The sequence below is a fragment of the Sphingomonas sp. MM-1 genome (assembly GCF_000347675.2).
Taxonomy (GTDB): Bacteria; Pseudomonadota; Alphaproteobacteria; order Sphingomonadales; family Sphingomonadaceae; genus Sphingomonas_E; species Sphingomonas_E fennica.
On sequence record NC_020561.1, the window covers coordinates 2480785 to 2499191 of the forward strand.

Annotated in this window: 17 protein-coding genes; 5 read left to right on the plus strand and 12 right to left on the minus strand. The window is 68.8% G+C overall.

The window, feature by feature from the left end:
- Positions 1–20 precede the first annotated feature (20 nt).
- Positions 21–2633: a M1 family metallopeptidase gene (locus tag G432_RS11900; RefSeq protein ID WP_015459076.1), complete on the plus strand. Its 2613-nt coding sequence runs from the start codon at positions 21–23 to the stop codon at positions 2631–2633.
- A gap of 57 nt (positions 2634–2690) precedes the next feature.
- Here G432_RS11900 and G432_RS11905 read toward each other — a convergent pair whose 3' ends face one another.
- Complete coding sequence (locus G432_RS11905; RefSeq protein ID WP_015459077.1) at positions 2691–3041, minus strand: hypothetical protein; 351 nt, start codon at positions 3039–3041, stop codon at positions 2691–2693.
- Positions 3042–3053: 12 nt separating this feature from the next.
- Entirely contained in the window at positions 3054–3218 is a 165-nt protein-coding gene (locus G432_RS23730) for a hypothetical protein (RefSeq protein ID WP_015459078.1), read from the minus strand.
- Positions 3219–3314: 96 nt separating this feature from the next.
- On the opposite strand from G432_RS23730, the gene gcvA reads away from it, so the two are divergent.
- Positions 3315–4241 (plus strand): transcriptional regulator GcvA, encoded by a 927-nt coding sequence (gene gcvA / locus G432_RS11910; RefSeq protein ID WP_015459079.1) that lies wholly within the window; start codon positions 3315–3317, stop codon positions 4239–4241.
- Positions 4242–4246: 5 nt separating this feature from the next.
- Here gcvA and G432_RS11915 read toward each other — a convergent pair whose 3' ends face one another.
- From G432_RS11915 to G432_RS11930, 4 genes are read right to left on the minus strand one after another with little or no spacing between them, the layout of a single operon-like run.
- Positions 4247–5032: a 3'(2'),5'-bisphosphate nucleotidase CysQ gene (locus tag G432_RS11915; protein WP_015459080.1), complete on the minus strand. Its 786-nt coding sequence runs from the start codon at positions 5030–5032 to the stop codon at positions 4247–4249.
- Complete coding sequence (locus G432_RS11920; RefSeq protein WP_015459081.1) at positions 5019–6365, minus strand: TldD/PmbA family protein; 1347 nt, start codon at positions 6363–6365, stop codon at positions 5019–5021. The genes G432_RS11915 and G432_RS11920 overlap by 14 nt, the downstream gene beginning before the upstream one ends.
- 58 nt (positions 6366–6423) lie before the next feature.
- Complete coding sequence (gene ubiA, locus G432_RS11925; RefSeq protein ID WP_015459082.1) at positions 6424–7341, minus strand: 4-hydroxybenzoate octaprenyltransferase; 918 nt, start codon at positions 7339–7341, stop codon at positions 6424–6426.
- 31 nt (positions 7342–7372) lie between these two features.
- Positions 7373–7756 carry a VOC family protein gene (locus tag G432_RS11930; protein ID WP_015459083.1) on the minus strand — a complete coding sequence of 128 codons (384 nt, stop codon included), beginning with the start codon at positions 7754–7756 and terminating at the stop codon, positions 7373–7375.
- Between the two features lie 202 nt (positions 7757–7958).
- Here G432_RS11930 and G432_RS11935 point away from each other — a divergent pair, with 202 nt between their 5' ends.
- Complete coding sequence (locus tag G432_RS11935; RefSeq protein ID WP_041865379.1) at positions 7959–10730, plus strand: TonB-dependent receptor; 2772 nt, start codon at positions 7959–7961, stop codon at positions 10728–10730.
- A 98-nt stretch (positions 10731–10828) separates the two neighbouring features.
- Here G432_RS11935 and G432_RS11940 read toward each other — a convergent pair whose 3' ends face one another.
- Positions 10829–11599 carry a VOC family protein gene (locus G432_RS11940; RefSeq protein ID WP_015459085.1) on the minus strand — a complete coding sequence of 257 codons (771 nt, stop codon included), beginning with the start codon at positions 11597–11599 and terminating at the stop codon, positions 10829–10831.
- Positions 11600–11628: 29 nt separating this feature from the next.
- Positions 11629–12387 carry a DUF899 domain-containing protein gene (locus tag G432_RS11945; RefSeq protein ID WP_015459086.1) on the minus strand — a complete coding sequence of 253 codons (759 nt, stop codon included), beginning with the start codon at positions 12385–12387 and terminating at the stop codon, positions 11629–11631.
- Positions 12388–12491: 104 nt separating this feature from the next.
- On the opposite strand from G432_RS11945, the gene G432_RS11950 reads away from it, so the two are divergent.
- Both G432_RS11950 and G432_RS11955 read left to right on the plus strand, forming a co-directional pair.
- Positions 12492–12932, plus strand: a complete 441-nt coding sequence (locus G432_RS11950) for a MarR family winged helix-turn-helix transcriptional regulator (protein ID WP_015459087.1) — start codon at positions 12492–12494, stop codon at positions 12930–12932.
- 90 nt (positions 12933–13022) lie between these two features.
- Positions 13023–15461: a zinc-dependent metalloprotease gene (locus tag G432_RS11955; protein WP_015459088.1), complete on the plus strand. Its 2439-nt coding sequence runs from the start codon at positions 13023–13025 to the stop codon at positions 15459–15461.
- A gap of 122 nt (positions 15462–15583) precedes the next feature.
- Here the strand turns inward: G432_RS11955 and G432_RS11960 are convergent, their stop codons facing one another.
- From G432_RS11960 to plsX, 4 genes are all read right to left on the minus strand, one after another.
- Complete coding sequence (locus G432_RS11960) at positions 15584–15946, minus strand: MerR family transcriptional regulator (protein WP_015459089.1); 363 nt, start codon at positions 15944–15946, stop codon at positions 15584–15586.
- 22 nt (positions 15947–15968) lie between these two features.
- Positions 15969–16268 (minus strand): integration host factor subunit alpha, encoded by a 300-nt coding sequence (locus G432_RS11965; protein ID WP_015459090.1) that lies wholly within the window; start codon positions 16266–16268, stop codon positions 15969–15971.
- A 114-nt stretch (positions 16269–16382) separates the two neighbouring features.
- A complete protein-coding gene (locus G432_RS11970; protein WP_015459091.1) occupies positions 16383–17345 on the minus strand; it encodes a beta-ketoacyl-ACP synthase III in 963 nt (320 codons plus the stop codon).
- Positions 17342–18379: a phosphate acyltransferase PlsX gene (gene plsX / locus G432_RS11975; RefSeq protein WP_015459092.1), complete on the minus strand. Its 1038-nt coding sequence runs from the start codon at positions 18377–18379 to the stop codon at positions 17342–17344. The genes G432_RS11970 and plsX overlap by 4 nt, the downstream gene beginning before the upstream one ends.
- Positions 18380–18407: the final 28 nt, after the last annotated feature.

An 18407-nucleotide genomic window follows, 5' to 3' on the forward strand; every position in this document is an offset into this window, starting at 1 on the left:
CGATCGGAAAGCCTGCTTCCATGCGCAACTTGCTCTTTGGTGTCTCCGCCCTGCTGATCCCGGCGGCCGCTCAGGCCCAGAATGTCCCCACCGGCCGCCTGCCGGATACGGCGACGCCGGTGGCCTATCGGCTGGACCTGGCCGTCGATCCCGAAAAGCCGCGCTTTTCCGGCCATACCGAGATCGACGTGGAGGTGAAGGCGGCCACCCGCACGCTCTTCCTCCACGGCCGCGACCTCAAGGTATCGAAGGCCTGGGCCAAGGCGGGCGGCAGCACCATCGCCGCCACCTATACGCAGGTCCACCAGCTCGGCGTCGTCCGCCTCGATTTCGCCAGGCCGCTTCCGGCGGGCAAGGCCACGCTGGCCTTCGATTATGACGCCGCCTTCGGCGACGGCGCGGCCGGGCTCTACCGCATCAAGGTGGGCGATCGTTATTATGCCTGGACGCAGTTCGAATCGATCGATGCCCGCGCCGCCTTTCCGAGCTTCGACGAGCCCGGCTTCAAGACCCCCTTCACCGTCACGCTGACGACGCCGGCCGACGATGTCGCCATCAGCAACGGCGCGGAGACCGGCACCGCCAAGGCCGGCGGCATGGTGCGGCACACCTATTCGGTGACGGAGAAGCTGCCGACCTATCTGGTCGCCTTCGCCGTCGGCCCGTTCGATGTGGTGGAAGGCACCGTGCCGGCGACCCCGCAGCGCCCCACGCCCCTGCCGCTGCGCATCGTCGCCACCAAGGGCCAGAAGGACAAGATGGCCTATGCGCTGCGGGAAACGCCGCGCATCGTGCAGCTTCTGGAAAATTATTTCGGATCGGCCTTCCCCTTCCCCAAGCTGGATCAGATCGCCTCGCCGGTGATGGGCGGCGCGATGGAGAATGCGGGCGCCGTCGTCTATGACGATACGCTGCTGATCCTGGACGATGCCTCGCCCACCCGGCAGAAGCAGAATTTCGGCATGGTCGTGGCGCATGAGCTGGGCCACCAGTGGTTCGGCGATCTCGTCACCCCCGCCTGGTGGGACGATATCTGGCTGAACGAAAGCTTCGCCAACTGGATCGGCTACCGCATCGCCGACGAGTGGCGGCCGGAGCTGAACATCGGCGTCGGCGCGATCGACGAGGCGCTGTCCGCCATGGATATCGACGCGCTCAAGGTCGGCCGCCCGATCCGCGAGCCGATCGAGGACAGCGGCGAGATCGACAGCGCCTTCGACGCCATCACCTATGGCAAGGGCGGCCAGGTGGTCGCCATGGTCGAAAGCTATATGGGCCGCGACACCTTCCAGAAGGGCGTCCAGCTTCACCTGTCCCGCCATGCGCGCGGCAATGCCACCGCCGACGATTTCTTCGGATCGCTGGCGGAGGCCGCGGGCGATCCGCGCATCGTCACCAGCATGAAGGGCTTCGTCGACCAGCAGGGCGTGCCGGTGGTCGATGTCCGCCGCGCGGGCAATGATCTGGCGCTGTCGCAGAAGCGCTATGCCGCGATCGGCGCGGGCGAGGTGCCGGCGACGACCTGGACGATCCCCTTCTGCGTCGACAATGGCGGCGAGAAGGGCTGCACCCTGATCGATCAGCCGCAGGGGCGGATGACGATCAAGGGCGCCGGGCCGCTGGTGCCCAATGCCGGCGGCAACGGCTATTACCGCTTCGATCTGGGCGATGCGGACTGGTCCGCGCTGATCGCCGCCGCGCCGCGCCTGCCCTCGGGCGAGGCGCTGGCCGCGATCGACAGCCTGTGGGCCAGCTTCCGCGCCGGCCATGCCGCGCCCGCCCGTCTGGTGGAAGCGGCGAAGGCCTTCGTCGCCAACCCCGATTCCAACGCGGCCGTCAGCGGTGGTTCGCGGCTGGCCGAGCTGGATCGCCGCGGGGTGGTGAGCGGCAAGGGGCGTGACGGGCTGCACCGCACGCTGCTGGCCACCTACCTGCCCAAGCTGGCGGCGATCGGCTTCGATCCGGCGCGCGGCGCGCACGCCAAGGACAGCCCGGACGTGCAGAAGCTGCGCACCGATCTCGTCACGCTGGTGACGCGCGATGCGCATGATCGATCAGCCCGCGCCAAGCTCGCCGCCGCCGCCACCGCCTATCTGGGCGGCAATGCCGATGCGCTCGATCCGGCCTTCCTCGGCACGGCGCTCAGGGTGCAGGTGGAGGATGGCGGCGCGCCGGTGGCGGAATCGCTGTTCGAACGCGCCATGGGATCGACCGACGCCTATTTCCGGGGCCGCGCCGTGATCGCGATCGCCGCGTCCGGCCGGCCGGAAGTGGCCAATTGGCTGATCGGCAAGATGGGCGACCAGCGCCTGCGCTCCAGCGAGAAGGTAAGCATCGTCAACGGCATCACCGCCACGCTCCCCACCCAGCCGATCGGCGTCGATTATCTCACCGCCAATTTCGAGAAGCTGGCGCGGGAAACCAACCTCACCAGCGTCAATTCGATGCTGTCGATTCCGTCGGCGGTCTGCTCGGTCGAGCAGGCGGGCGTGCTGGAAGCGGCGCTCAAGCCGCAGGTCGCCGCCTTCGGCCGCGGCGCGCTGACGCTCGACCGCACGATCGAGAAGGTGCGGAGCTGCGGCGCGCTGAAGGCCGCGCGCGGCAAGGAGATCGACGCCGCCTTCGCCGGCTGATCCCCGGCAGGGCGCCTGTTCGGGCCGGATCGCCTCCGTGGCGGTCCGGCCTTTTTTTCAGGCCGGCCCCGGCCATTGCAGCTGCGATGCCCGGACGAGATGATGCTCGACATGGTCGGGCCGCGCGATCAGGAAATGATCGTCCTCGGGATAATAACGCGGGCGCGACACGTCCTCGCCGGCAAAGAGGCGGACGGCCTCCATCGATCGCCACCAGCTCAGCGTCGTCACCTCGGTCGTGCCGTCGCCCAGGTCGCGGGTGACGAGCTGGAAGCCGATATTGCCGGGCGTGGCCGCATAATCCATCGCCCCGGTGCGGGCGATATAGGCGGTGTAGGTCGCCGCATCCTCGGTGCGGATGCGGCCGGCCCATCGCCGCAGGATGAAGCTGTCGCCGCTGTTCGTCATGGCATCGGTCCTTCAGCGGGCCTTATGCAGGCGCGCCTCCTGCCTGGTCTGGATGGCCGGATCGCCCGCCCGGCCGGGCACCGGCAGATTGGCGGCCCAGCGCAGCGCGTCGGCGATGGTTTCGGCCCATAAACGATGATTGTCGGCCCATGCGGCACCCAGAAATTCGTCTCTCATGGCCTGTTTCCTGTGTCTGGTCGGCGGCCAGTCTGGTCTCGACAGACCAAGGGAACAACGCAATATTCGGCATGAATCCATAAGGAGACCTTGGGCTTGTCGCGCATATCGCTCCCGCCGCTCGCCGCCGTCCGCGCCTTCGAGGCGGCGGCTCGCCACGAAAGCTTCACCCGCGCGGCCGATGAGCTGGGGATGACGCAGGCGGCCGTCAGCTACCAGATCCGCCTGCTGGAGGAGAGGCTGGGCGCGCGGCTGTTCCTGCGAAAGGCGCGGCAGGTGGTGCTCACCGATGTCGGCCGGCGGCTTTCGCCCGTCGTCACCGGCGCGTTCGATCAGCTTGTGGCGGCCTTCGCCAATGCCAGCGAGGATCTGGGCGGGGTGCTGCGGATCAGCGCGGTCCACAGCTTCGCGGCGCTGTGGCTCGCCCCCCGGCTCGGCGGGTTCCAGATCGCCCAGCCGGATATCGCGGTCGCGCTGGATACCGACAACCGGATCATCGATTTCGCCCGCGAGGAGTTCGACTGCGCGATCCGCAGCGGCGACGGCGAATGGCCGGGCCTCGTCCGCCATTTCCTGTTCCGCGTCCATTTTGCGCCGGTGTGCAGCCCGGCGCTGCTGCCGGCGGACGGCATGCCGCTCACCCCGGCCGATCTGCTGCGCCAGCCGCGCCTCAGCCCCGAGGATGTGTGGTGGATCGACTGGTTCGCCGCCAAGGGGATCGATGTGGCGGAGGCGCCGCACCGCCCGTCGATCCGGCTCGATTCCCAGGCCATCGAAGGCGCCGCCGCCGTCGCCGGCCAGGGCTTCGCCATCCTCGCCCCGGCATTGTGGCACGCGGATATCGCCGCCGGCCGGCTGGTGCGCCCGTTCGACGATGTCGTCTTCGGCGGCGGGGCCTTCTGGCTGGTTTATCCGGAATATAAGCGCAACACGCCCAAGATCCGGGCGTTCCGCGATTGGCTGCTGGCCCGCGTCGCCGAACATGCGGCGATCGACGATACCGGGGCGTTCCGGCCGGCCTGAGCCGCTTATCGCACCACGGCGGCGGCGGCGCGGCTCGCCAGCCGATCGATCGCGGCGGCGTGGATGCCGGGCGTCGCTGCCAGCACGCCGAAGGCCTCGCCCTTGGTGGAATTGTAGCGGAGCGGCCGGCCGAGCGCGTCCGTCACAGTAGCGCCGGCTTCCTGCGCGATCAGGGCGGCGGCGGCGATATCCCATTCATGCCCCCAGCGCAGCGTGGCGAGCAGGTCCGCCTCGCCGGCCGCGACCATCGCGATCCTGAGCGCGATCGAATTGGGCTTGGCCACCGCCACCAGATCGGAATCCACCTTGGGCAGCGAATCCGCCGGCACGCGCGCGCCGGGGAATTGCGTGCGGCCGCTGACATGGATGGGCGCGCCGTTGCGGGTGGCGCCGCCGCCCGTCTGCGCCCGCCAATGTTCGCCGCGCGCGGGCGCGTCCAGCACGCCGATCAGCGGGCGGCCGCCCTCGACCAGCGCGATCGATACCGACCAGCCCGGCCGCCCGCGCAGGAAATCGCGCGTCCCGTCGATCGGATCGACCACCCAGGTGCGCACGCCCAGCAGGCGTTCCGCGCTGTCGGCGGTCTCCTCGGAAAGCCAGCCCGCTTCCGGGTCCAGCTCGCTCAGTTGCTGGCGCAGCAGGCCGTCCAGCTCAATGTCGACCTCGCACACCGGATGGCCCGGTTCCTTCTCCCAGCGGCGATATTCGCCCTGCTGGCGGCGCAGGGCGAGGCGGCCGGCCGCCGATGCGATGGCGCTTACTTTTTCTAGGAGGGCGTCAAGCGCCGGCAATGGTCATCCCTTCCACGCGGATCGTCGGCACGTCCACGCCGCGCCGGAATTCCAGGTCGCTCGCCGGGGTGAGGCGGCGGAACATATCGATCAAATTGCCGGCGATGGTGATCTCTGCCACCGGCTCGGCAAGCTGGCCGTCGCGGATCACGAAGCCGGATGCGCCCCGGCTGTAATCGCCCGTCACCGGGTTCACCCCCTGGCCGATCAGCTCGGTGACGTAGAGGCCCAGCTTCACGTCGCCCATCAGGTCGGCGGGCGAAAGCGCGCCGGCCGCCAGGTGAAGGTTGGTGGCGCCCGCCCCCGGCGCGCCGCCGATGCCGCGCACCGCATGGCCGGTCGGCGCCAGGCCGAGCTGGCGGGCGGAAGCGGAATCGAGCAGCCAGCCCGTCAGCACGCCGTCGGCGATCAGATCCGCCGGCGCGGTGGGCAGGCCCTCGCCGTCAAAGGGCTTGGAGCGCAGGCCGCGAACGCGGTGCGGATCGTCGCGGACGACGATGCCCGGCGCGAACACGGCCTCGCCCATCTTGTCGAGCAGGAAGCTCGTCCGCCGCGCCACCGCCGCCCCGGTGATGGCGCCCGCGAAATGGCCGAGCAGGCTGGCGCCCGCGCGCGGATCGAACAATACCGGCATCGCGCCGCTGGCGAGCCGGCCGGGGTTGAGCCGCGCCACCGCGCGCTCGCCGGCGCGGCGGCCGATCGCGTCGGCGGCCTCCAGATCGGCGAAGTGGCGCGTGCTGTGATAGGCATAATCGCGCTGCATGCCGAGGCCCTCGCCCGCGATCACGCTGGCGGATGAGCTGTAGCCCGTCGTCGAATAGCCGCGCGCGAAGCCGTGGCTGGTGGCGAGCGCGATCACCGATCGGCCGGCGGATGCGCTGGCGCCCTCGCTGTTGGTGACGCCGGCGATGGCCCGCGCGGCATCCTCGGCCGCCAGCGCGCGCTCGCGCAGCGCGGCGGGGGCGGGATCGGCGCCGTCGTCGGCCTCCAGATCGGGTGCGGCGCCGGTCAGCAGCCGATCGGCGGGGGCGAGGCCGGCCCAGGGGTCTTCGGGCGCCTCGCGCGCCATCGCCACCGCGCGCTCGACCAGCGCGGCCAGCGCATCGGCGGAGAGATCGGAGGAGGAGACGCTGGCCGATCGGCGGCCGACGAACACCCGCAGGCCGATATCCTCGCCTTCCGATCGCTCGACATCCTCGAGCTGGCCGAGCCGCACGGAAACCTGGGTCGAGGCATCGCAGACGTAGAGCGCGTCGGCCGCATCCGCGCCGGCCTTGCGGGCGGCGGCGATCAGGGTGGAGACGCGGTCTTCGGCTTGGGCGATGGTAAGCATCCGCCGGACTTAGGTTGGGCGCGGGCCAAGGTCACGCCCAAAATGGCGGGAAGGCCTATCAGGCCGCGCCTACCACGCCGCAGGCCAGGAACATCAGCAGGCCCGCGAAGCGGTTCGAACGGAACTTGGCAAGCGCGTCCGCCACGTCCGCCGTGCGCAGCGCCGCGATCTGCCAGCCGAGGTGGAGCGCCATCGGGACCAGGGCGGCCAGCGCGAGCGGCTGCGGGCGGATCGACCAGAGCGCCGCCGCCCAGAAGAGCAGCGCCACGGCGTAGAGGCCGGCGACGCCGGGGCGGGCATGGCGGCCAAGCGCGCGGGCGGAGGATTTCACGCCCGCCAGCGCATCGTCCTCGATATCCTGGAGCGCGTAGATGGTGTCGTAGCCGATCACCCAGCAGACCGCGCCGGCATAGAGGAGGAGGGCGGGGGGATCGATCCGGCCGGCCACCGCCGCCCAGCCGACCAGCGCCGCCCAGGAGAAGACGAGGCCCAGCCAGGCCTGCGGCCACCAGGTGATCCGCTTCATGAAGGGATAGGCGGCGACGAGCGCGAGGCTGGCGATCGCGATGATCTGGGCCGTGGGGTTCAGCATCAGGTTGATGCCGAGGCCGGCGAGGCAGAGCGCGATCAGGAAGCCCCAGGCCAGCTTCAGCGATATCCGCCCCGAGGCGAGCGGGCGGCTGCGCGTGCGTTCGACCTTGCGGTCCAGATCGCGGTCGACGATGTCGTTATAGACGCAGCCCGCGCCGCGCATGACGATGGCGCCCGCGGCGAACAGCAGCAGCAGATCCCAGCGCCACGGCGCGCCGGCCAGCGCGATCGCCCAGGCGCCGGGCCAGAAGAGCAGCCACGCGCCGATCGGGCGATCGAAGCGGCCGAGCTGCACGAGATCGCGCGCGCGCGACGGCAGCGCCGCGACGATTGCGCGCTGTTCGGAATCGGGGACGATCGCGGGTTCGGCGGCGGGCTCGGTCATGAACGCGTCCTAGCGCCCTCGCCCTGCCCTGTCAGGCCCCGGCGGGCGGTTCCCACAATTCGATCGGATTGCCTTCCGGGTCGTGGATGCGGGCGAAGCGGCCGGTTTCGGGCGTATCCCAATCGTCGCGGGTGATGATGGCGATGCCGGCGGCGCGGAGGCGTTGGAGGAGCGCGTCGAGCCCTTCGACCCTGAGGTTCAGCATCCATTGATGATCGGCCGCGAAATAATCGGTGTCGGCGGCGAAGGGCTGGAAGACGACCGGGCCGGCGGCGACCCGCCATGCCCAGTCGTCCGGGCTGTCGCCCGCCGGGCCGCACCCCGCCCCGACGCCGAGATGATCGCGATACCAGGCCGTCAAGGCTTGCGGATCGGCGGCGCGAAAGAAAAGGCCGCCTATGCCAAGCACACCCATTTTCCCACTCCTTTGTCAAAGCCAAGCATTCCGTAAGGGAAGGTGGAGAAATTAAGTATCAGATTGAAATCTATTTAGTCTGGTCTGTTGCAGAAACGTCGCAAGTCCCCGCTTTTTCCTATCCCGATGCACGGATTGCACTTGGCCGCCGGGAAGTTGTGAGCTTACGTATACGGCAATCAGAAAAATTGGGGGAGTGATGATGAACAAGGCGCTTTGGCTGCTCTCATCCGCTTTTGTGGGGTTCGCGGCACCCGCTCTGGCCCAGGACCAGGCCGAAACCGCCGCGCGGGACGCGGCGATCGTGCAGCAGGGAGACATTATCGTCACGGCGACGCGGCGCAGCCAGGCGCTGTCGGACGTGCCGATCGCGGTTTCGGCGATCACGGCGGATACGCTGCAGAATTCGGGCGCGTCGGATATCCGCCAGCTCAACCAGGTATCGCCCTCGCTGCTCGTTTCCTCCACCTCGTCCGAAGCGGGCGCGGGCGTGGCGCGCATCCGCGGCGTCGGCACGGTGGGCGACAATCCGGGCCTGGAAAGCTCGGTCGCGACCTTCATCGACGGCGTCTACCGCAACCGATCGGGCGTGGGCCTGACGGAGCTTGGCGCGATCGACCGGATCGAGGTGCTGCGCGGCCCGCAGGGCACGCTGTTCGGCCGCAACGCTTCCGCCGGCCTGATCTCCGTCATCACCGCCAAGCCCAAGTTCGAGCATGAGGGCACCGCCGAGCTTACCTACGGCAATTACGATTATTGGCGCGCCCAGCTCGGCCTGACCGGGCCGATCACCGATACGCTCGCCTTCCGGCTGGACGGCGTCTATGCTAAGCGCGACGGCTTCATCAAGGATCTGATTTCCGGCCGCGACATCAACAATCGCGATCGCTGGCTGGCGCGCGGCCAGTTGCTCTACGAACCCACCGACGAGCTTTCGGTGCGGATCATCGGCGACTATTCCGATCGTAACGAGGAATGCTGCGCGGCGCCCTATCTGCCGGCGCGCAACGTGACGCGCGCGGCGGACGGCAGCCTCGTCTTCGGCCCGTCCACTGTGGCGGGCATCCTGCGCGGCCTGGGGGCCACCATCCCGCAGGATCCCTATGCCCGCCGCGTCGCCATCACGCCGGGCCAGTCCTATCGCGGCGACGTGCGCGACTGGGGCCTTTCGGGCGAGGTGAATTACGATCTGGGCGAGGCGCAGATCACTTCGATCACCGCCTATCGCAACTGGCGGTGGAAGCGCGGCCAGGACGCGGATTTCAACAATCTCGATCTGCTGCACCGCCAGGACGACGGCAGCGCCAACCAGCGCTTCAAGACCTTCACGCAGGAATTGCGGGTGCAGGGCAAGGCCTTCGACGGCAAGCTGGACTGGCTGGTCGGCGGCTATTTCGCCAATGAAGACCTGACCTTGAACGACAATCTGACGCTGGGTTCGGACTTCCAGGACTTCGCCAACTGCCTGCTGGCGGCGAACCTGGGCGCGCAGCTCGGCGCGCCGAGCCTGCTGTCGCTGCAGGGCACGAACTGCTTCAACCCCGCCGTGGGCGGGGCGATCGCCAGCAATCCCGGCGTGCCGGCGAACATCCGCCAGCTCGTGGGCCTGCTGAGCGGGCTGGCGCCGGGCGTGCCGGTGGGCGGATATAATGCGCTGGCGGCCGCGCTGGGCATGCCGGGTGCCTCGCTCAGCAATGTCGGCAGCCGCGATCATTATAAGCAGAACAGCCGCAACTTCGCCTTCTTCACCCATAATGTGTTCGAGGTGACCGACCAGATCAGTGTCACGCTGGGCGGCCGCTACACCAACGAACGCAAGACGCTGGATGCCAGCTTCCAGGATATCGACAACGATATCTGCCCGGCGATCAGCGTGTCGCCCTTCTCCGCGCTCCAGCAGCTCGCCTGCCTGATCCCGTCGGTGCCCGGCGGCGCCTTCGCGCAGGACAATGCGAAGAAGAAGGAGGATGAATTCACCTATACGGCCGTACTGAGCTACAAGCCGATCGAGGAGCTGCTGCTCTATGCCAGCTATTCGAAGGGCTATAAGGCCGGCGGCTTCAACCTCGATCGCAACAGCCTCGATCGCGCGGGCCGGATCGCCTACACGGACGGATCGACGCTGGTGAACGGCACCGGCGCGATCGGCGCCGGCAATGCGCGCGCGCCCAACCTGCAGCAGCTCACCTTCAAGCCCGAAGGCGTGCACGCCACCGAAATCGGCGCCAAGTTCAACGGGCGCGGCTTCGACCTCAATCTTTCCGCTTTCTACCAGGTGTTCGACAACTTCCAGCTCAACACCTTCAACGGCGTGAACTTCGTGGTCGAGAGCATCAACGCCTGCAAGTCGGACCTGGGCGGCGCGCCGACCGATAATGACAGCACCAATGGCGCCTGCCCCGGCAAGACCAAGGGCGGCGTGGTCAGCAAGGGCGTCGAGGCGGAAGCCTATATGACGCTTTCGCCCAACTTCATGGTGATGCAGGGCTTCACCTACGCCGACACCAAATATCGCAAGAATCTGGTGGGCGCGGACGGCAAGCCGCTGAACGCCGCCTTCTTCCAGCTTCCCGGATCGCGGCTGTCAAACTCCTCGCTCTATACCCTGACCGGATCGGCGACCTGGACGCCCGATATCGGATGGAACGGGCTGAAGGGCCTGGTCTATGCCGACTATCGCTATCAGAGCGGGATCAACACCGGCTCGGACCTCGATATCGAAAAGCGGCAGCAGGGCGTGATGGTGGTCAATGCCCGCGTCGGCCTGACGGGCGGCGACGGCCAGTGGGGCATCGAATTCTGGGGCCAGAACCTGTTCAACACCAACTACATGCAGGTGGCCTTCGATTCCCCCGGTCAGGGCAGCGGCACCACCGGGCAGACCGCCGCCTTCGGCACGCCTTCCACCCAGCTGTTCAACGCCTTCCTGGCGGAACCGCGCACCTATGGCGTGACGGTGCGGACGAAGTTCTGATCGGCACGGGCGGGCCGGGGGAGGGGATGTCCTTCCCCGGCCCGCCGGCCCGACTGGAAAGGGGCGGCCATCGGCCCGCCCCTTTTTCCTGGCGGTTTTCAGCGCTTCGGCGCGACCAGCGCGAACATCGCGCCCTGGGGATCGGTCGCCTGGATGATCCAGGCGCCGCCCGGCACCTCCATCGGCCCGTTGACCACGGTGCCGCCCGCCGCCTTCACCCGGTCGACTGCGGCGTCGATCGCATCGACATCGAAATAATAGCACCAGGCCGGGCCGTCGAAGCCGTCCGGGCGCCGCATCATGCCGCCGATGATCTGGTCGCCGGGGCCATAGAGCTGGTAGGTGCCCATCGGCCCCATGTCGATCGCGTCGCCCTTCCGCCAGCCGAAGCGGCCGGCATAGAAATCGAGCGCGGCGGCGGGATCGGGGGATAGCAGCTCGTGCCAGGAACCGTGGCCGGGTTCCATCGGCTTCAGCCGGGCGGCGGTGGCGTCCACGGGTTCGGTGATGAGGGCGATGGTGGCGCCCTGCGGATCGGAAACGATCGCGAAGCGGCCGACGCCGGGTATGTCGTGCGGCCCCATATGCAGCTTGCCGCCATTGGCCGCGAAATCGGCGGCCGACGCATCGACGTCCTCGACCGCGACATAGCCGATCCAGCCGGGCTTGCCGTCCGCGCCCATGCCGTCGGCAATGGCCATCGATCCGCCGATGGGGATCCCGTTCACCGTGAACAGGCCGTAATCGACGCCGGGCATGCCCGAATCCTGCACCTGCCAGCCGACGACCTTCACATAGAAATCCCGCGCGGCGGCGGGCGCGTCGGTCAGCAGCTCATACCAGGCGAAGCGGCCATGATGGGGGTTCATCGCGCGATCTCCATCTTCCGGGGCAAGGATCAGGCGGCGGCCTGGGAGGATGCGCTGCCGCAGCAGCTTGCCGGGGCCGCATCCTCATATTCGTCATGCCGGCGCAGCCAGTCCATCGTGCTTTCCTCGTTGCGGCCGAACGGCGCGCGATCGAGGATCATGTAGGTGCCCAGCACCTCCTCCAGCCCGCGCCCGTAAGTGGAATAGGTGTGGAAGATCTGGCCCGCCTCGTCCTTGTGGAAGGCGCTGAGGCCGGGCATCTCGCCGGTCGCGGAGGTTGGCTCGTAATTATAGATGGCGGTGCCGGCGGTGACGTCCTCCGCCGTGAAGGTCACGCCGAAATCGCGGTTGAAATCGGAATCGTGGGAGGATGCCCAGGGGAAATGCCAGCCCATGCGGCGGCGATAGGCCTCGATCCGGTCCAGCGGCGCGCGGGATACGGCCGTGACGGTGACGTCATGATGGTTGAGATGGGCGAGCGTGCCACCGAGATGATCGGCAAGGAAGGAACAGCCCGGGCAGCCGGCCTCCCATTCGGGCGGCAGCATGAAATGATAGATGATGAGCTGGCTGCGCCCGTCGAACAGATCGGCCAGCGATCGGCGGCCGGCGGGCGTATCGAACATGTAATCCTTGTCGATCCGCACCCAGGGCAGCGCCAGGCGCTCGGCCGTCAGGCGGTCCCGCTCGCGGGTATAGGCCTTTTCCTGTGCGAGAAGGGCCTTGCGCGCCTCCAGCCATTCCTCGCGGCTGGCGACGGCGTGATGGGTGGTGGACTGGGTCTGCATCGTCACTCTCCTGGGCCTTGCGGAGGGGCGGCCGCGCCCCGGCGACGTCCCGTTTTCCCCGAGTCTCGCTTGACTTTTTAGGTTGATATCAACATATATCGATCATGTCAAAAGCGGTCGCCGTTCCTTTTGAAACCACGCTGCTCGTGCGCGATTCCTGCCTTTGCCTGCATGTGCAGCGGGCGGCGCGGGCGCTGGCCCGCCGGTTCGACGAGGCCCTGCGACCCGTGGGGCTGACCAGCGGGCAATTCTCGCTGATGATGTCCCTCAACCGGCCGTTTCCGCCGCCGATGAAGGCGGTGGCGGAGCTGCTGGCGATGGACCGGACGACGCTGACCGCCGCGTTGAAGCCGCTGGAACGGCGCGGGCTGGTGACGGTGGCGGTCGACCCGGACGACCGGCGCAGCCGGCGGCTGGGGTTGACCGAGGCGGGCCGCACTCTGCTGGCAGCCGCCGTGCCGATCTGGGAACGCACCCATGCCGCGATCGAGGTGCCGGCGGGCGATGCCGATGCGCTGCGCGGCAGCCTGCGCGCCATCGCCTGATCCCTTTATTTTCCTCATTCCGCGAAGGGCTTGTCGCCGCCTCCCGCCACCGGTAGCGACGAGTGAGGGAAATCGAGGGCGAGGGGGCATATGATCCGCAACTTCCTGATCGGAACCGCGCTGGCCGCGCTTGTGGCGCCGGCCGTCCATGCCGCGCCCGCCGCGCCGCAAAAGGCGCTCGAAGGCACGGTGCGGGCGGAAGGGCTGCTGCCCGTGCATGTCGATCGCGATCGCGGCCGTATCCTGCTGTCGCTGCCGGCGCCGGATGCGGACGGGATAGCGGGCCGCTTCCTCTATGCCACCGCGCTCCGCACCGGCGTGGGCTCCGCGCCGATCGGGCTCGACAAGGCGCTCAACGGGCCGACCCAGATCCTCGTCTTCCGCCGGATCGGCGGCAAGATCGCCGTGGAGTTCGAAAATCCCCGTTTCCGGGCGACCGGGGCGCCCGCGCCCGAGCAGGCGGCGGCGCGGGACAGCTTCGCCTACAGCACGATCTGGATGGGCGATGTCGCCGGCACCGAGGCCGGCGGCCGCCTGCTTGTCGACATATCGGGCTTCCTCACGCGCGACGTGATCGGCATCGCCGATGCGCTGAAGCGGGGCGGGGCGCCGGGCTTCAAGCTGGTCGATGCGCTGAGCGCGGCCGATCCGGCGGCGATGAAGGTGTTTCCCGACAATATCGAACTGGAGGCGCGGCAGACCTATGCCTCCGAAACGCCGGGGGAGGAGATCGCCAACATCGCCCCCGATCCGCGCCAGATCAGCCTCGTCGTCCGCCATTCGCTGATCCGCCTGCCGGACGCCGGCTACCAGCCGCGCCGGTTCGATCCGCGCGCGGGCGGCTTCGCCAGCCAGGCGGTGGATTATGCCGTGCCGCTGGGCAGCCCGATCGTCTACGATCTCGCCAACCGCTTCCGGCTGGAGAAGCTGGACCCGGCCGCGCCGCGATCGAAGGTGAAGAAGCCGATCGTCTTCTACATCGATCGCTCCGCGCCGGAGCCGATCCGCAGCGCGCTGCGCGACGGCGTCGCCTGGTGGGCGAAGGCGTTCGAGGCGGCGGGCTATGAGGATGCGTTCCGCGCCGAGATATTGCCCGAGGGCGCCGATCCGCTCGACGTGCGCTACAATGTCGTCAACTGGGTGAACCGGGCGACGCGGGGATGGTCCTACGGCCAGGTGATCGCCGATCCGCGCACGGGCGAGATCGTCAAGGGATCGGTGCTGCTGGGCTCGCTGCGCGTGCGGCAGGACATGCTGATCTTCGAAGGGCTGGTGGGGGCCGACAAGGTGGGATCGGGCGGGCCCGATGATCCGACGCAGGTCGCGCTCGCCCGGCTGCGGCAGCTCGCCGCGCACGAGGTGGGGCATGCGCTGGGCCTCGTCCACAATTTCGCGGCCAGCACGCAGGATCGCGCATCGGTGATGGATTATCCGGCGCCGCGCATCGGCCTGAAGGATGGCATGCCCGACCTTTCCGATGCCTATGGCGTGGGCGTGGGCCGGTGGGACCTGTTCGCGGTCGACTGGCTCTATGGCGCGCCGGCGCCGGGCGAGGATGCCGATCGCGCGGCGGCGGCCAAGGCGGCGGCGATGCAGGCGGCGGGCCTGCGCTTCGCCAGCGACGGCGATGCGCGCGCCGTGGACACCAGCCACCGCTGGGCGAGCCTGTGGGACGACGGCGCCGATCCGGTGGCGGAGCTGAATCGCATGATGGCGGTGCGCCGCGCCGCGATCGGCCATTTCGGGCTGGCGGCGCTCCATCCCGGCGAACCGGTGAGCAACCTGCGCCGCAAGTTCGTGCCGATCTGGCTGCTGCACCGCTATCAGGTGGAGGCCGCCGCCAAGCTGATCGGCGGCGTGGACTTCGCTTATGCCGTGCGCGGCGACGGGCATGAGGTGGCGCAGCCCGTGCCGGCCGATGCGCAGGCGGCGGCGATCGACGCGCTGATCGCCACGCTATCGCCCGAGGCGCTGACGGTGCCCGCCGGCCTGCTGCCGCTGATGTCGGCCGGCAAGGAAGGCAATGACGATCGCCAGTTCGATATCGAGGTGTTCGCCAATGCCGGCGGGCCGATCTTCGATCCGCTGGCCGCCGCCGATGCCGCCGCGACGGTGACGCTGAACGCGCTGCTGGCACCCGAGCGGCTGACGCGGGTGGCGCGGCAGGATGGGCCGGGCGTGGCCGGCCTGATTGACAGGCTGACGGCAGCGGTGATCGACAACCGGCCCGGCGAGCTCGGCCGCCGCGTCGCCTGGCGCACCCTGCTGACGCTGGCGGCCACGGCGCGCGACGGGGATAGCGATCCCGGCGTCGCGGCGCTGATCGAGGATCGGCTGGCCGGCATCGCGACGCGGCTAGCGAAGGTTTCGGGCGCCACGGCCGATGCGGCCTGGAGCCGCAGCACGGGCCGGTTGCTGCAGGATCGCGGCGCGCTGGACAAGCTCGCCGCCGCCCAGTCCAAGGTATCGCGCGTGCCGCCGGGCATGCCCATCGGCGGCGGCGAGAGCGACTGGATGGCCCTGCCCTGAGGCGGACGGGGGGGGCGGCTGCGCCAGCGAATCGCCACCCCCGTTTCAGGCGCCCTTGGGCGTCGCGGGGCAAATGCCGATCGGCTTTGGAATCCGCCGCTGGCTTGCCGGCGCGGCCGGTCTCAGTCGGCGGCGAGGGCGGCGCGCAGTTCGTCCCGCACCGATTCGAGCGCGGCGATCAGATCGTCATCGTTGGGCGCGGGCGCCGGTGCGGAATCGGCGGGCGCCGTGGCCGATGCTGCAAGCAATTGCTGCACGCCCTTGATGGTATAGCCCTCGCGGTTGAGCAGCGCATCGATGCGGCGGACGAGCGCGATATCGGCAGGGCGATAATAACGGCGGTTGCCGGCGCGCTGCAGCGGGCGAAGCTGCGGAAAGCGCGTTTCCCAATAACGCAGGACATGCTGCGCGATGCCCAGGTCCTGGGCGACCTCGCCGATCGTGCGGAAGGCGGAATCGGCCTTGTCTGTGCGACCCGATTCCACGCGACCGGCCAGGTTTATCCGCTCAGCCCGCCTTGACGATGCGATCGCGCATCATCTGGCTGGCGCGGAAGGTGAGCACGCGGCGGGGCGCGATCGGCACTTCCACCCCCGTCTTCGGATTGCGGCCCATGCGTTCCCCCTTGTCGCGCAGCACGAAGCTGCCGAATCCGGAGATCTTCACATTCTCGCCGCGCTCCAGCGCCTTGCTCATATGGTCCAGTATCTGTTCAACCATTCCCGCCGATTCGGCCCTGGAAAGGCCGATATTGCGGTGAACAGCTTCGGCCAGGTCCGCTCTGGTCAGGGTGCCTGCCTCGGTCATCAACGTCCCCTTCGTCAAGTCCGTGGGAGAATGACCATACGCCGCAAGGAACGCGACGCAAAGGGTTGATTCCGCAGCCCGTGTGCCAGTTCAGGCCGATGAGGACATCGGCTTTCAGTAGCGGATCGCCGCCGCCCCCCAGGTGAAGCCGCCGCCCATCGCCTCGAACACCAGCAGGTCGCCGCGCTTGATGCGTCCGTCGCGCACCGCCGTATCGAAGGCGAGCGGAACCGACGCGGCCGAGGTGTTGGCGTGCTGGTCGACGGTGACGATCACCTTTTCCGGCGCGAGATGGAGCTTGCGGGCGGTGGCATCGAGGATGCGGCGATTGGCCTGGTGCGGCACCACCCAATCCACGTCCGCCACGCCGAGGCCGGCCTTGGCCAGCGTTTCGCCCAGCACCGCGGCGAGATTGACCACCGCATGCTTGAACACTTCCGGCCCCTTCATGCGCAGCTTGCCCACCGTCTGCGTGGTCGAAGGGCCGCCATCGACATAAAGAAGCTGGTTGTGCCGGCCGTCGGCATGCAGCGCGACGGAGAGGACGCCGGCGTCGCCGCCTTCCTCGGCCCGTAGCACGATGGCGCCGGCCCCGTCGCCGAACAGCACGCAGGTGGTGCGATCCTCCCAATCGAGGATGCGGCTGAAGGTTTCCGCGCCGATGACGAGCGCGTTGGTGGCGCCGCCCGCGCGGATCATGCTGTCCGCCACCGACAAGGCATAGAGGAAGCCCGAGCAGACCGCCTGCACGTCGAAGGCGACGCAATCGTCGATGCCGAGCGCCGCCTGCACCTTGGTGGCGGTGGCCGGGAAGGTCTGGTCCGGCGTCGCGGTGGCGAGCACGATCAGGTCGATATCGGCGGCGGCCATGCCGGCGGCGTCGAGCGCGCGGCGCGCGGCATCGGTGGCCAGCGTGGCGGTGGTCTCGCCTTCGCCGGCGACGTGGCGGAAGCGGATGCCGGTGCGCTCGACGATCCACTCGTCCGACGTATCGACGGTCTCGGCCAGTTCCGCGTTGGAGATTCGGCGGGCCGGCAGCGCCGATCCGCTGCCCGCGATCACGGCCCGGCGGCTCATGCCTTCACCTCGTGCGCGCGGACCTGATCGAGATCCTCGGCGATGCGCCGTCCCAGATCGTTCTTCACCAGACTTGCCGCCACGCCGATCGCATTCGCCACACCTTGTGCATTGGCCCCGCCGTGGCTTTTCACCACCACGCCGTTGAGGCCGAGGAAGACCGCGCCATTATGATTATTGGGATCGAGACGGTGGCGCAGCAATTCCGTGGCCGGCCGCGAGATCAGGAAGCCGATCTTCGAGCGGACGGAGCTGGTGAAGGCGCGGCGCAGCAGATCGGCGACGAAGCGGGCGGTGCCCTCCATCGTCTTCAGCGCGATATTGCCGGAAAAGCCGTCCGTCACCACGACATCGGTTTCGCCGCGGCCGAGCCGGTCGGCCTCGATGAAGCCTTCGAAGCTCAGATGCAGATGATCCTCGGCGCGCAGGCGGGCGGCGGCATCGCGCAGCTCGTCCGTGCCCTTCAGTTCCTCGGTGCCGATGTTCAGCAGGCTGACGCGCGGCCGTTCGATGCCCAGGGCGCAGCGCGAATAGGCCGCGCCCATGACCGCGAATTCCACCAGGTTGCGGGCATCGCATTCGGTGTTGGCGCCCAGATCCAGCATCACCAGATCATTGTCGCCCAGCGTCGGCAGCAGGGCGGCGAGCGCGGGGCGGTCGATGCCCTTCATGGTGCGCAGCGCGAGCTTGGCCATCGCCATCAGCGCGCCGGTATTGCCGGCGGAGACGGCGGCTTCGGCCTGATGCTGCTTCACCGCCGCGATGGCGAGGCCCATCGACGTGGTCTTGGCGCGGCGGATCGCCTGGCTGGGCTTGTCCTCGCCGCTGATCGCCTCGGGCGCGTGGGCGATTTCCGCCCGTCCGGCGAGGGCGGGATGGCGCGCGAGTTCGGGCCCGACGACGCTTTCGTCGCCGAACAGGATGAAGCTGAGCGATGGATCGCGCGCGGCGGCCAGCGCCGCGCCTTCCAGCATGATCGCGGGGCCGCCGTCGCCGCCCATCGCATCGATGGCGATTCGCGGCGTTCCTGCCATGACCCCTCTTCTCCTCAGACCCCGATCC